Annotated in this window: 11 protein-coding genes; 9 read left to right on the top strand and 2 right to left on the bottom strand. The window is 44.9% G+C overall.

Going from position 1 to position 14,826, the window contains the following annotated elements:
- The first annotated feature begins 14 nt into the window (after window positions 1-14).
- Window positions 15-1,841: an FAD-binding protein gene (locus R8389_RS05375; protein ID WP_317637019.1), complete on the top strand. Its 1,827-nt coding sequence runs from the start codon at window positions 15-17 to the stop codon at window positions 1,839-1,841.
- Window positions 1,842-1,962: 121 nt separating this feature from the next.
- Here R8389_RS05375 and R8389_RS05370 read toward each other — a convergent pair whose 3' ends face one another.
- The gene (locus tag R8389_RS05370) at window positions 1,963-3,336 is read right to left on the bottom strand and encodes a serine hydrolase domain-containing protein (RefSeq protein WP_317637018.1); all 1,374 of its coding nucleotides are present in this window, start codon (window positions 3,334-3,336) and stop codon (window positions 1,963-1,965) included.
- 156 nt (window positions 3,337-3,492) lie between these two features.
- Between R8389_RS05370 and R8389_RS05365 the strand changes: the two genes are divergently transcribed.
- From R8389_RS05365 to R8389_RS05355, 3 genes are read left to right on the top strand one after another with little or no spacing between them, the layout of a single operon-like run.
- Window positions 3,493-5,259 (top strand): oligopeptide ABC transporter substrate-binding protein, encoded by a 1,767-nt coding sequence (locus R8389_RS05365; protein WP_317637017.1) that lies wholly within the window; start codon window positions 3,493-3,495, stop codon window positions 5,257-5,259.
- A gap of 36 nt (window positions 5,260-5,295) precedes the next feature.
- On the top strand, window positions 5,296-6,210 hold the full coding sequence (locus R8389_RS05360; protein ID WP_317637016.1) for a proline-specific peptidase family protein: 915 nt from the start codon (window positions 5,296-5,298) through the stop codon (window positions 6,208-6,210).
- A gap of 42 nt (window positions 6,211-6,252) precedes the next feature.
- Window positions 6,253-6,624, top strand: a complete 372-nt coding sequence (locus R8389_RS05355; protein WP_317637015.1) for a GNAT family N-acetyltransferase — start codon at window positions 6,253-6,255, stop codon at window positions 6,622-6,624.
- Between the two features lie 136 nt (window positions 6,625-6,760).
- Here R8389_RS05355 and R8389_RS05350 read toward each other — a convergent pair whose 3' ends face one another.
- On the bottom strand, window positions 6,761-7,627 hold the full coding sequence (locus R8389_RS05350; protein ID WP_317637014.1) for an RluA family pseudouridine synthase: 867 nt from the start codon (window positions 7,625-7,627) through the stop codon (window positions 6,761-6,763).
- An 86-nt stretch (window positions 7,628-7,713) separates the two neighbouring features.
- Between R8389_RS05350 and R8389_RS05345 the strand changes: the two genes are divergently transcribed.
- From R8389_RS05345 to R8389_RS05325, 5 genes are read left to right on the top strand one after another with little or no spacing between them, the layout of a single operon-like run.
- Entirely contained in the window at window positions 7,714-9,771 is a 2,058-nt protein-coding gene (locus R8389_RS05345) for a PBP1A family penicillin-binding protein (RefSeq protein ID WP_317637013.1), read from the top strand.
- Between the two features lie 14 nt (window positions 9,772-9,785).
- Entirely contained in the window at window positions 9,786-10,136 is a 351-nt protein-coding gene (locus R8389_RS05340; protein WP_317637012.1) for a YlbF family regulator, read from the top strand.
- A gap of 5 nt (window positions 10,137-10,141) precedes the next feature.
- Entirely contained in the window at window positions 10,142-11,353 is a 1,212-nt protein-coding gene (locus R8389_RS05335; protein WP_317637011.1) for a metallophosphoesterase family protein, read from the top strand.
- A complete protein-coding gene (locus tag R8389_RS05330) occupies window positions 11,340-13,838 on the top strand; it encodes an ATP-binding protein (RefSeq protein WP_317637010.1) in 2,499 nt (832 codons plus the stop codon). Before R8389_RS05335 ends, R8389_RS05330 begins: the two co-directional genes overlap by 14 nt.
- Window positions 13,831-14,808 (top strand): 3'-5' exoribonuclease YhaM family protein, encoded by a 978-nt coding sequence (locus R8389_RS05325; RefSeq protein ID WP_317637009.1) that lies wholly within the window; start codon window positions 13,831-13,833, stop codon window positions 14,806-14,808. Before R8389_RS05330 ends, R8389_RS05325 begins: the two co-directional genes overlap by 8 nt.
- Window positions 14,809-14,826 lie beyond the last annotated feature (18 nt).

Raw genomic sequence — 14,826 nt, 5'->3', positions numbered from 1 at the left:
AGGGGAACTTTTAAATGACGAATACAAAAAAATTTCAATGGGATGCAGTCTATGACGTTGCTGTCTTAGGTTTTGGTGGTGCTGGCGCTTCTGCTGCAAGGTTTGCGGCTGATAATGGTGCCCAGGTCCTTTTGGTGGACAGTGCTCCGGAAGGCCACGAAGGTGGCAATACTCGTTATTCTGGTCAAATGGTTGGTGCCGGTACTGATCATGATGCCTTAAAAAATTATCATGAACATTTAGCCGCACCGTTAAAACCTGATAAGGGTGCATTCGATGCCTTTGTCAAGGGAATGGCTAACATGGGTGACTACTTCAGAAAATATCTTGATGTAGAACCGGTCAGCATGAAGCAGTTGGTGGCAGGTACGCCGTCAATTGCTTATGTAACTGAATATCCTGAATTACCTGACGCTGATTCCTATGATGCTTATTTAGTTCACAACGGTGTTGACGATGCAGCACTATGGAAGATCTTGCGACAAAAGGTTTTGGACCGGTCTGACAAGATTGATATTTGGTATTCTTCACCAGCTAAGCACTTGATTCAGGATGACGCAAGCAAGGCCGTGATCGGTGTTCAAATTGAGCGCGACCATGTCTTGCGAAACATCAGGATAAAAAATGGTGTTGTATTGGCCACTGGTGGTTTTGAAAACAACAAAGAAATGATTCAAATTTTCTTGCAATCATCCTATTTATCGCCAATTGGTACTTTGTACAATAAGGGTGACGGCATTAAAATGCTTGAAGAAGTGAACGCCCAGCTATGGAATATGCGGTCATTTGAATCACTCGGTCAATTCCACGGCTTGTCGTTGCGGCAAAAGAAAGGCGTTCGTTCTACCTACGCGTTAAATGTCTTTTGGCAAGAGAGCTCTAATGGCAGTGTCATTGTTGTTGGTGATGATGGTAGCCGTTACTTTAACGAGGCGGAGATGAACCGCCATGGTCACATATACAACCATGGCGACTGGACCGTACCGCTAAACCAAAATCGCCCATACATGATTTTTGATCAAAAAAAATATGATGAACTCAAGCATGAACCTGAAGATGGGTTAAAGGTGCCAGGGTTCTTAGACCATGCAATTAAAGCAGCGACAGTTGAAGAATTAGCTGAAAAGATTGGTAAAAAAGCAGACAGTTTAACTAATACAATTGCTGAATTCAACTTTATGGCTAAGCAGGGTAAGGATTATGCCTTCCACCGTAATCCTAAGACCTTGCGCGAATTTAGTGACCATGGTCCGTATTACGCAATTGCCTTGAGACAGAACATGCTTAATACGCAAGGTGGTGGCCGCCGGGATGGACATTCACAAGTGCTTGATCCAGATGGTAATACGATTCCGCACTTGTATGAAGCCGGTGAGTTAGGTGCTCCTTTTGTCAATAAGTACACTACCGGTGGTAATGTTGCTGATTGTTTGATCTCAGGTAAGATTGCCGGTGAAAATGCGGCCACCAATAAGTCCGATTTGCCGCTGTCTGGCGGTGCTAGCTTAGCTAATGCCAGTGTCAATGAAAACTTTGATGCAAGCAGTGATGAAGGCGATAACCAGTACTCAACTGGTGATAACCAGTACCTCGGCTACAGTAATCAAGGCATGGGTGACGGCGTTGTGGTGCGAACGACGCTTGGTGCTGATGGTAAACTTGAAAATGTTGAGATTTTGAAGCAAACCGAAAGTGATGATTACGGTCTTAAAGCTATCAAGGAGTTGCCACAAAGAATGGTTGAAGCTAACTCTTATGATGTTGACGCCGTTTCAGGTGCTTCGCAGACTAGCGCAGCAATCAAGGAAGCCGTTAAAGATGCTCTAGATAAGGCTAAGTAAAATTCATAGAAAATAAGACGTTTCTTATGCCAGATAACGTCTTATTTTTTTGTGCTAAATTCAAAGTAAAACAACTTCGCCCATTAAGACGAAGTTGTTGCGCTGGCTGCTCGTTTTAAGATTAATCAGCTAGCTTAATAAATTCAGTTGGCTTTTTTAGTGCGGGCTCGGTCAAAAGTTCAACTTTATTGGCGGCTACAGTAATTGGTAAGAGGCCGTGGTCGTACAAGCGTTCTTCAACAAACATTGCGCCTTGGTCGTTAATAATGACCTGATAGTCCCATTTCCCTAGGGTGACCATTAGGTTGCCAGCTTGTTCCCGTAATGAAATCAACCCGTAACCAGGATTGTGATAATCGCCTAGATATTCAGGCTTGGCCTTGACGGCTTTAGCTGAATTGCCTTTGAGTTGGCCTAGTCGCTCTTCTTTTTGGCGGTTTTTTTGCTGCATGACGTTGAAGACCTTTTCTACCCAGTCAGTATCATCAGTGCCAAGTGCATCATCAATAGTCTGATAGGCCAGCGCAAAAATGGCATCAGTCGAATCCATATTGGTGGTAACTACAAAGGCGAGGTCGAGGTCAGGTACAAAACCTAAGAAGGAGCAGTAGCCAATATAGGAACCACTGTGGTAGAAGTACTTGTGACCGCGGTAATCTTCCATCATCATGCCTAAGCCATAGGCGGCAAAATTAGCCCCACCGTAAGCTCGATTAGGCTGCATGATGGACTGTGGCAAGTAGCGCTGGGCGGTTATTTCTTGGTTGGTGGTTTGCTGAGTTTTTAATTGGAATTCCGCCCATGAAAGCAAGTCCGCAATGGTCGCTAACATACTGCTGGCGCCGCCAACTTTGCCAGGAGCAATAAAGGGAACTTCCTGGTTAACGTTATTGTCGTTAATATACGGCTTAACAATACGTTTGCGTGGAGCTTCCTGGTGGTTGATAAAAGTATTACTCAACTCTAGCGGCTTAAGCAAACGGTCGCGCTCATAACTGCCATAGTCTTGTTCAAGTGCCTGTTCCATTGCATAAGTTGCGGCTGCAAAAATCAGGTTGCTATATTGCATCTTGTAGCGCAATTCATGGGTTGGTTCTAAGTAACCAACTCGTTCAGCCTTTTCTCGCAAAGACAAGTCCTGGCCATTCATATTCGTAAACCGCATTAAATCATGTGCTGGTAACCCGCTCTGGTGGCTAAGGGCGTCGCGCCAGGTTAGGTGGTCCTGGGCATACTGATCGACTAGATTAAAGTCTGGCCAAGCTTTCTTTAGGGGATCATCCAGATTGATTTTACCTTCGTCCGCAAGTTGGCAGACTGCCGTTGCAAAAAAGGTCTTTGAGATTGATGCCAAGGGATACAAACTATCTTTGGCGGCGTCACCATATACATTGCTGTAGCTAGTGCCGCCTTGGTAGACTCCAAAACCTAGACTTGGTAGGTCAAAGCGGGAAAGCACGGTTTGGGCTAATTGGTCGATTTTTTTGTGATTCATGGTTACTCCTTTTTAGAAAAAACATCGGTAGTTTGTCTACATTTTACACGTTCTTTCACTAAATGAACAATTTGTTCAAAGTTTATGATGAAAAAATTTAAGATACATGATATATTTGTAAATGCATTAGAAAATAGATTGAAAAGGATGAAGAAGATGAAAAAAGATAAATTGCTTACCTCATTGGGAATTTTGGGCTTATCGGCGGTAGCCTTAGCGGCCTGTGGAAAAGGTTCAACCAATAATGATGAAACTAAGTCGGTAGCCAAGTTTCCAATGGCGACACCGCAAAAAGACGTTAAACAGGGCGGAACGGTTAAAATTGCTGTTGAAACGGATACGCCATTTGCGGGAGTCTTTTCACCAGAATTATCTTCCGAAGACATGGATTCGCAAGTAGGTGCTCCGGGACAGGAAGCGCTGTTTGACAGCGATGATCAGTATAAGATCAACAATAAGGGTCCGGCGACCTTTAAGCTGGATTCCAAAAGTAAAACGATAACCGTTGAAATTAAAAAAGGGGTTAAGTGGTCTGATGGCAAGCAAGTGGTAGCCAAGGACTACGAATTTGCCTATGAAATTTTAGCCAATAAGGATACGATGTGTCCTAGGTATAGCAGCCAATTTGAGATTTTGAAGGGTTTGAAAGAATACCATGAAGGCAAGGCAAAAACAATTTCAGGTATTGAACTACCAGATGGCGAAAACGGTCGCAAGGTGGTGTTACACTTTAGCAAGCTGAATCCAAGCATGTCTAATGCTGGTAACCGTTTCATGTGGGCTTCGGCTGAACCCTACCACTACTTAAAGGATGTTCCGCTGACGAAGCTTAAGTCTTCAGACAAGGTTAGAAAAGAGCCGCTGTTCTTTGGTGCTTTTAAGGTGGAGAAGGTGGTGCGTGGTCAATCCGTTACTTGGGTACCAAATACGTATTACTGGCGCGGCAAAACTAAGCTTGACAAAATTGTGATTTCGGTTGTTTCACCTAACTCCGCTTCACAAGCCATTAAGAGTCACAAATTCGACGTGGCCCGTGTAATTAATACCCAGTGGGATCAGGTTAAGGGAACAAAGAGCGTTAACTTTATTGCGCAGATTCCGCTTAGTTACCACTATTTAGCCTTTAAAGTTGGTAAGTGGGACAAGGCTCAGAGCAAAAACGTTGAAAATCCTAATGCCAAGATGAACAATCAGAAACTGCGGCAGGCAATCGGTTATGCCATGAATGTTAACGAAGTTGACAAGCGTTACACCAGTTCATTGAGCTTCAGAGTACCAACCTTAGTTCCTTCACAGTTTGGTGACTTCTTTGATAAGAACGCCAAAGGCTATACTTACAACTTGAAGAAGGCTAATGAACTTTTGGACAAGGCAGGCTATAAGAAGAAGGGTAAGTGGCGCGTGCAGCCTAATGGCAAACCGTTGACCATTAACTTGGCCGCAATGAGTGGAGATTCAACGCAGGAACCGATTATCCAAAATTACCTGCAGCAGTGGCATAAAGTTGGGCTAAACGTCAAGTTAGCCACTGGGCGCTTAATCGAACACAATTCTTTCTATGACAAGGTGCAAAACGATGATAAGGGGATTGACATGTTTATTGCTGGTTGGTCAATGCCGTCTGAACCGTCACCGCACACCTATTACAGTGAGAGTGCTCCCTTTAATATGGCGCGTTTTGTAACGACTAAAAATAATAAGTTATTAGATGAAATGAACTCGCAAAAGGCCTTCGATCATAAGTATCGCGTAGAAAAATTCCATGAATGGCAAGAATACATGAATGAGCAAGCTTACGTGATTCCTTTGGATAATTCATACCAAATTACAGCGGTCAATAAGAAGTTAACCGGTCTGTCCATGAAACCATCAGAAAACAATAATCAGCAACCACTCTGGTACAAAGTGGGCTATGCCAAATAACGTAAAAAATTAATTAGTAAGGAAAAGAATACTTAGATGAGCACAGGAAGCAAAATAATTACTTTAGACAATGGTTACCACCTTTGGACCAGCACCCAAGGTGAGGGTGACATCCACCTTTTAGCCTTGCACGGCGGCCCTGGCGGCAACCACGAATATTGGGAGGATGCGGCAGATCAGCTGCAAAAGCAGGGATTAAAGGTCCAAGTAACTATGTACGACCAGTTAGGCTCCCTTTATTCGGACCAACCTGACTATACGGATCCTGAGATTGCCAAGAAATATTTGACTTACGAATACTTCTTGGATGAAGTTGATGAGGTGCGAGCTAAATTGGGCCTCGATAACTTTTACTTGATTGGTCAAAGTTGGGGTGGCGTATTGGCCCAAGAATATGCGGTTAAATATGGCCAGCATCTCAAGGGAACAATTGTCTCCTCGATGGTTGATGAAATTGATGATTATATTGACTCGATTAACCGGCGCCGCCAGGAAATTTTCCCCCAGACCGAAATTGACTTCATGCATGAGTGTGAAGCCAATGATGATTATGAAAATAAACGTTACCAGGAAGATATTCAGATTCTGAATATTAATTTTATGGATCGTCGTCAGCCTTGCAAGTTATACCATCTGAAGCGTATTGGTGGTCTGCCAGTCTACCATACTTTTCAAGGTGATAATGAATTTGTCGTGACTGGCAAGCTGAAAGAATGGCATTTCAGGGAACATTTAAAGGAAATCACGATGCCAACGCTGTTAACCTTTGGCGAAGAGGATACGATGCCGTTAGAAACGGCCAGAATCATGCAGAAAGAAATCCCGCATGCTCGTCTGGTCACCACACCTAATGCGGGACACCACCACATGGTCGACAATCCTGATGTGTATTATAAACACCTGGCAGATTTCCTTCGAGAAGTAGAAGGTGGGACTTTTAAAGGCGAGTAGCTCAGCAGGAGCAAGTCTAGCAGTTTTCAGCAGGAGGGCAAAATGAATTTCAAAATTACCACAGCCACCAGTGCCGATCTGGAGAAGATTAATGATCAGCTTGACGAATTTAACGAAGCCGCTGTGCCAATCCTCCAGGAAGAAGCTAATAAGCGCTTCGCATATATAATTAAGCATGCTACTGGTAAGATAATTGCCGGCGTGGAAGCATACTCGTCGATGTACTTCATTGGCTACATTGACACTTTATGGGTGGACCAAGAATATCGGCATCAAGGTTTGGGGAGCCAGTTGATGAATAAAGTTGAAGCTGATTTACAGCGTTATGGCTGTCCGCAGTGCCACCTTGAGACCTTTGACTATCAGGCCCCTGGCTTTATCAGAAAAGAGGATATCGGGTCTTTGCTACCCTGAAGCATTCAAAGGCCAACGTTGAGGAATTCTTCCTGGTCAAGGATCTGGATTAATAAGTGAAGAAGTTAGTAAAAGCAAAACCCCCAAAATTATCATTTTGGGGGTTTTTGGTATGAACAATAAGTGAAGCTAGCCCTTACTTAATAAAGCCAACTTTGGTTAACGGCAATTTAAGCTGTTTCCGTTCAAATGAAAAGGGCTGCGTAAATGACATCTGATAGGCAGTTAAATGCAGCAACTGGCCGGGCAGCGCTTCTGGATTATATAAGGGGTCACCAATGATTGGACAGCCAAGGGCGGCTAAGTGAACGCGGATTTGGTGGGTGCGTCCCGTTTCTAGACTAAGTTTAACTAGGGCCGTTTGGTTTGCTCTGCGTTCCAAAACTTGATAATTCGTAAGCGAATTGAGCCCGCTTGGGACTACCATCCGCTTGCGCTGATCATCGGGATCCTTGCCAATGGGTAAGTTGATGATGCCAGAATCTTTTAACACATTGCTAGCAGTAACCAGTGCCAAGTACTCGCGATGAAAGGTCTTGGTCGTCAGCTGCCGGTTTAAGCTGGGGACGACTGCCGGGTTTTTGGCAACTAACAATAACCCACTAGTTAGCATATCCAGACGGTGAACGATAAAGGGTGTTGTCCCTAAATAGGTGGCACAATCATTCAATGCAGTGTTAGTTTCAGCCAAGTTGGGGTGCGTTTTTTGGCCGGCCGGCTTGTTAATCACTAGGAGATTGTCATCTTCATAGATAATATCAGGAATCTGGGTGCTGGCCGGGTAGGGTTGCTGGTTGGGTTCAACGCGGTTAAGTAGCAGTTCGACTTGGTCGTTAGGATAGACTAGGTCACTAAAGTGGCGGTAATGGCCGTTGACTAACACGTTTTGCTCAATTCTTAGGTAGTGGCGCCACTTGCGCGGCACTAGCAATACCCGCAGGAGGTCACCGACAGTGACCGGTTGACGGTTTGGGGGATAGTTAAGGGTAAAATAATAGCTCATAAATATTTATTAAGTCTTTTGGTAAAATCTGGGTAATTTTCACTAATATGGTACAATTCTAGGTGTTTCTAAAAGGAGCAGATCTAATGCAAAATAATGAACCAAATAAAAACGGGTTACGCAGCCTTTGGCGGCGCTTCGATAACCGTTTTTTCATCGGGCGCTGGATTATTTTAATCTTGCTCAGCACAACACTTTTGGTTTGTACTTATTATACCGTTAAAGTAAAGACTTCCAACATTTCCAACTTGAAAGCATCGCTTTCAAGAACAACGGGCATTTACGACTATAAGGCCCAAAAAGCGGGATCGCTGTACTCGCAAAAAGGAACTTTTGTCGAATATAATAAAATTTCGCCTAATGTCAAAAATGCGGTTATTTCAACTGAAGACCGGACATTTTGGAAAAATCCGGGTTTTAGTGTCAAAGGTATGGGGCGCGCAGCTTTAGGGTTGATGCTTCATCGCGGTCAGATTGCTGGTGGTGGCTCGACCATTACCCAGCAGCTTGCCAAAAACGCCCTGCTAACCCAGCAACAGACTTTTTCACGGAAAATCGAAGAGCTTTTTTTTGCGGTTGAAATTAATCACGTTTATTCAAAAAAAGACATTTTGACCATGTACCTTAACAAGGCCTATTTTGGCAATGGGGTGTGGGGGGTTCAAGATGCCAGCCATAAGTATTTTGGCAAAAATGCCTCCGAGTTAACTGTCGGTGAAGGGGCTACTTTGGCCGCTATTTTGCGTAATCCCAGCAAGTATAACCCAATTGACCATCTGAACTATTCACTGTCTCGCCGCAATCTGGTTTTGGACTTGATGGTGGCCAACCAAAAACTTGCGCCGCAACAGGCGAAAGTGGTTAAAACGCAAGGGCTCGATATTCGTGATACTTACCATAATAAGGATGGTTACCGCTACCCATACTTTTTTGACGCGGTCGTTGATGAGGCGATTAAGCGCTATGGACTTAAAGAAGAAGACGTCATGAACAAGGGGTTGAAAATTTATACGACCTTGAACCAGAATTATCAGAGTCAGCTTCAACAGAAGTTTGAGCAGGACTGGTTATTCCCGCAGAATGCAGCTGACGGAACCAAGACTCAAGGGGCCAGCGTGGTGATGGATCCGGAAACTGGGGCTGTGCGGGCAGTTGTTGGTGGACGTGGCAAGCATGTCTTTCGGGGTTATAACCGGGCTACGCAGATGAAGCGGCAGCCCGGCTCGTCAATTAAGCCAATTGTGACCTATGCTCCGGCACTCCAACAGGGCTACCACTATGATTCACAACTGTCTAACAAGCTCCAACGGTTTGGTAAAAATGGCTACGAGCCCCATAACGTTGATAACGGCTATTCCGATAAAATTCCGATGTATACAGCTCTGGCTCAGAGTAAAAATGTACCAGCCGTTTGGCTGTTAGACCGCATTGGCATTTCTAAAGGGGTACAGTCTGCCAATAACTTTGGCTTGAAAGTACCAAGCGAGGATCAAAACCTTGCGCTGGCCTTGGGCGGCTTATCGACGGGGGTATCTCCTTTGCAGATGGCGCGGTCATATGCGGCCTTTGCCAACAAGGGCAACTTGCCGAATAGTTCCTACTTTATTACCAAGATTACTGATGCTAGCGGTAATGTGATTGCAGAAAACCATGACCGGGGTCAACACCGAATTATTTCGGAAAGTACGGCTAGGGAAATGACCACGATGCTCTTGGGAGTCTTTACTGGTGGTACCGGTACGGCCGCTCAACCGGCTGGCTATCAGGTTGCTGGTAAGACCGGCTCAACGGAAGTGCCCAATTCGTATGGCTTTGGTACAAAAGACCAGTGGATTGTCGGGTATACACCAGATGTTGTTGTTGCTACGTGGGTTGGCTTTGACCGGACTAACAAAGATCACTTCATGCATGGTATTTCCGAAACGGAGATTACCCGGCTCTACAAGGCTGAGATGGAGGGGATATTGCCATATACTGCCCAGAATAAGTTTAGTGAACAACCACCACAACAAATTATCAAAAATAACGGTGCTGGGTCTGATTGGACTAAAGGAATTGGTGGTGAGATCAAAAAAGGGATCGGTTCCGCGGGTGAAAAACTGAATGAATGGTATAATAACGTCAAAGGACTTTTAGGTCATTAATTAGGAGGAAGATAATGGTAAATATTTACGACTCAGCTAATCAACTAGCTGCTGATTTGCAAAAAGTCGATGAATTCAAGGCTTTGGAACAAGCGGTTGAAGGTGTTAAAGGGAACGCAGATAGTTCTGCCTTGTTTGCGGAAATGAACAAGATGCAGACTGAAATCATCGATACACAGTCGCAAGGCAAAGAATTGTCTAAGGAGCAACAGGCCAGCTACCAACAATTGAACGAACGTCTGCAAAAGGACCCGTTAATTATGAAGTTACTGCAGACCGAGCAGGGCCTATATAAGACACTCGATGAGGTTCAAAAGGCAATTACTAAGCCAGTTAATGACCTTTATGAAGGTCTTAGAGACTAAACACCATGAAATTCATCCATTTTGCGGATGCGCATTTAGATAGTCCATTTTTGGGGCTATCTTTTTTGCCATCTAAGAGCTTTGAGCAGATTCATCAAGCACCTAACCAATCACTGACTAGCATAGTCGACCTGGCTTTGCAGGAAAAGGTAGACTTGGTATTGATTGCGGGCGATACTTTTGACAGTCCGCGCCCCAATCCAAGTAGCCAACTGTTTTTTGCTGGTGAAATTGAGCGTTTAACTGCGGCTCACATTCAGGTGGTGATGATTTTTGGTAATCACGACCACATGCGAGCAGCTGACTTGCTAGTGCCGGATAGTCCCTTTTTCAAGTTATTGGGTGATGGTGAGCAGATAGAGGGAATTAAGGGCCAGACCGCAAGCGGCTTTACTTACGAGGTCAACGGCTTTTCTTACTTGCAAAACCACATCACCGCCAACAAGGCGATGCAATTGCCAGCTAAGAGTGGCCACTATACTTTCGGCCTGATGCATGCGCAAGAGCAATCTGGACAAAACGGCCAAAATGTCTATGCACCTTTTACTTTGAGTGAGCTGAAAAATCTCAATTACGATTATTTTGCGCTGGGTCATATTCACCTGCGTCAAATGCTATCGACTAGTCCATTGATTGTTTATCCGGGTAATATTCAGGGGCGCCATGTTAATGAGTTGGGACCAAAAGGCTGCATTTTAGGTGAGATCAACGAACAAACAGGCCAAACGGAAATTAATTTTGTGCAAACAGGCCCAATTGTCTGGCAACGGGTTAAAGTTGAACTGGCGGGCCCAATTGCTCAAACCGCACTGCAAAGTCGGCTGTTGGCCACTTTGCAGGCTGATGTAACCACTTACTACAGTTTGCAGCTGGTTGGTGCTGAGTATTTGAATGACCAAGAACGAGAATTGGTTGAAGATAGTGATTTTTGGCAGTTGCTTTCTAGCAAACTTGACCATGGCTCACAGTTAGTTGATGTTCGCTTTGCGCCAAGCAGTCACCTTGAGATCGCTGCTAGTGATCGGGTATTCTTTGAAGAAGCGGAAAATGAGATCTTTACACCAGAGTACTTTGCCCAACTATGTTGGGACTGGTCTAAAAAGGATGATTTTGCCGCCCAATTAGCAGTAGCTCCTGATTTTTTAAAGGATGTGAGGGCTTTGGCTGAGGTCAAGTTAAACAGCCGCTTAAAGGGGATTAGCGATGAAATTAACTAAGATAAAAATTATTAATTTTGGTCAGTTTAGTAATTTTACCTTTGATCTAACTGCGGGTGATTTGACCGTCTTTTTTGGTGCTAATGAAGCTGGTAAAAGTACGATAGTGGCCTTTGTCAAGCAGGTAATGTTTGGCTTCCACTTGGCTAAGCATAGTTCTGACTTTTTTGAGGATTATCAGCCGCTGGCCCGCGTCAGTACGATGGGCGGTTCTTTGTTTTTTGCAAGTGAGACCGGTGATGATTTTGAGCTTGAGCGTCTATATGCTAGTGGTAAGGGTTCCAAGCTAGGAACACTGACCGTTAAGCGGAACGGGCAGGTAGTGCCTGAGGCGGTCTTTTTTGACCAGATTAAAAATATTGATGGTGACTTTTATGCTGACAGTTTCATTTTCAACCAGGATATGCTAGCTAAGGTCTTCAAGCTGCAGCAGACTGACTTACTCGAACGAATTTACTACCTTGGTGCGTCCAACAGTGATCAGTTAATTGATTTGCGCGCTGACTTTGCCAAAAAAGCCAGCGCTCTATTCAAGAAAAGTGGTACTAATCCGCCACTTAATCGCTTGTTAAAGCAACTAAAAGCAGAGGAGGAGGAAGTGAATGAGTCCGCGGGTGAATTTACTGACTACCAAGAACTTGCGGCGAAACTGCAGGAGCAAAAAAAGCTACTGGCCAAATTAGAAAGCGAACTGGCAGACTTACAGAAAAAGTATAAACGGATCGACCACTTAAAAAAATTGTTGCCGACTTACCGCAAACTAACTGACTTGAAGGGCCAAGTTGAGCAAGTAAACTTTGATCCAGACCACTTTCAGACGACGCAAACTGTTGCCTTGCAAGTTGAAAGCCTGCGCGAAGATAAACGGCAGCTGCAGACAAAACTTGACCGGTTCGGCCAAGAGCGAGCAGGCGACACCCAGGCAGAAAACTTACTGCAGAAAAAACCGGAACTACTGCAATGGCAGGCAGAATACCGTACCTGCCGCGAACAGGAGCAGCAAATTGAACAGGAAAAGCAGCAATTGCTGACACTTGAACCAGCTTTGGCCAAGATTATCCACCTGGACCAGGCAGCGATTATCGATCTGCAACGGGAATACCAGGAACTGCCTCAAAAAGCAGCAACCCCAGTACCGCAGTCAAACATTTCCCCAATCATGCTACTTGCTGGGGGCGCATTGGTGGTGGTTGGACTAGTGCTGCTGGCAGCTGTGTCGAAAGTTGGTGGGGCAATAGTTCTAGCTACTGGAATTGCTAGTTTAGCTTATGGACTAGCTAGGCAAAAACAGGACCAAGAGAGCATAAACGACCAACAGGCAAAACAAAAAAAGGTGGCCGCTAGGCGGGCTACCTTTACCGCCAAGTATGGCCTTGAAGGAGATTTTGACCTGCACAACTTAGTGAACCAATGGCGACAGTATCAGCTGCAGGAGCAAAAGCAGCAGCATAATCGGCAACGTGAAAAAGACCTGTTGGACCAACTAAATAAAGTGGCAATTGCAACAGGCCATGTTTTGCATCAGCCGGTTACCAATGACTTCGCTGCTGTCTTGACTGCATTTGAGCAGCTGGAGCAGCAGCAAGTTAAGGACCGGCGCCAGCTTGAACAGCAGGCTAGCCTGCACAGTAACCTGCAACAAACTACTGCCAAATTGCACGATGCAGGACTTAAACTAAAGGCTGCCTTGGCACAAGCGCAGGTCGAGTCAATGGCTGATTACCAAAAATTGCAGTCCAAGCAGCAAGACCAGGCGGCCCTGTCAACCAAAATTGCAATAATGTCCGCTACCCTTAACGACGACTTGCCGCAATTAACGCAATTGCAGCAGCATCCTGAGCAAGCGACCAATCAACTAGTTGACCTGGCTAAGTCAATAGCGGATCATCAAACCAAGGTGCGGTCTCAGCAGGATAAAATTGCTGAAATAAAGGTCAAAATGAATAATTTGGCCAACTCGACCGCCGTTTTTGCCGCTCAACAAACTTTGGCCAATACCAAGACTAAGTTCCAAAACCTGTCAGCTGACTATCTTGCTAACTTAGTTGCTGCCAGGTGGATTGAGCGGGCACTTGACCTGGCCTCTAACGAGCGTTTTCCTAAGATGTTGGCAGCGGCCAAAGAATATTTGCGGCTGCTGACTAATAATCGGTATAATAGTATTGAAATTGCACAAAAATTAACGGTTACACGAGCAGACGGAAAGAAAATCAAGGTGCAGTACCTGTCGCGGGGAACGTCAGAACAACTTTATTTTGCCTTGAAGTTAGCCTTTGTTCAACAAATCAAAAATCAAATCAACCTACCAGTTCTGATTGATGACTCTTTTGTTGACTTTGATGACCAGAGAACGGATCAGATTAAACAGTTGCTTGAACAGGTGGCTACAAGTAACCAAGTGCTGATTTTTACGGCACAAGCTAGTTTGGTAGATAAGTTGCAGTTGCAGCCACTAACTTTTACGAAAGGAACCAAAAATGTATAAGCGCTTGCTGGACTATAATGATGGTGAGGAATTAGAGGCGGTCGTTTTAATCAAAAACTCCCAATTGCGGCATACCAAGAAGGGCAAACTATACCTGGCTATGACCTTTGGTGACGCTTCCGGTGAGATTCACGGTAATTTTTGGGATGCCAACAATCAGGACGCTGCCACGTTTAGTGCCGGGACAATCGTTGAATTGGATGGCCAGCGGGAAGAGTACCAGGGGCAACCACAGATTAAGATTTATGGCTTGCGGGTTGTCGGACCAGAAGAAGGGTATGACCTCAAGCAATTTATTAAGTCCGCTCCTGAAAAGATTTCCGACTTAAAGGAAGAGATTAACCAGTACGTGTTTGAGATTTTGAATCCAACTTGGAATCGGCTGGTCCGCTTTTTACTGAAAAAATGGGATCAGCGCTTCTTCGATTATCCTGCGGGTAAGAGTAACCACCATGCGGTGCGAGGCGGGTTAGTTTACCATACCGTTTCCATGCTAAGGGATGCTAAGGGGTTAGCTAATAACTATCCGCAAGTTGATCGTTCCTTACTCTATGCGGGGTGTATACTGCATGACATGGGTAAAGTACTGGAATTAACTGGTCCAGCCGCCACGCAATACACCACGGAGGGTAACTTAATCGGCCATCTTGTTTTAATTGATGAACAAATCATGTTAGCCGCGCAGGAACTTAAAATTGACGCTGAATCTGAAGATTTGCTGCTACTCAGACACATGGTCCTGGCCCACCACGGCAAGTTTGAGTACGGCTCGCCGAAACTTCCGGCTCTGCTTGAAGCGGAATTACTCCACCGCATTGACGATCTGGATGCATCAATTTATGCCATTACTAACGCATTGCAGCATACCAGGCCGGGTGACTTTACTGATAATATCATGAGCCAGGGCGGTCGGAAGTTCTACCGGCCGAAAGTCGATGAAGCGCTCAGTAGTTCACGCAAATTAGAATAAACTAAAAAAAGAAGTTCC

The organism is Lactobacillus xylocopicola, assembly GCF_033096005.1.
Classification (GTDB): domain Bacteria; phylum Bacillota; class Bacilli; order Lactobacillales; family Lactobacillaceae; genus Lactobacillus; species Lactobacillus xylocopicola.
Note: the sequence above shows the minus strand (reverse complement) of the source record. Positions and strands in the feature narration are given on the sequence as shown.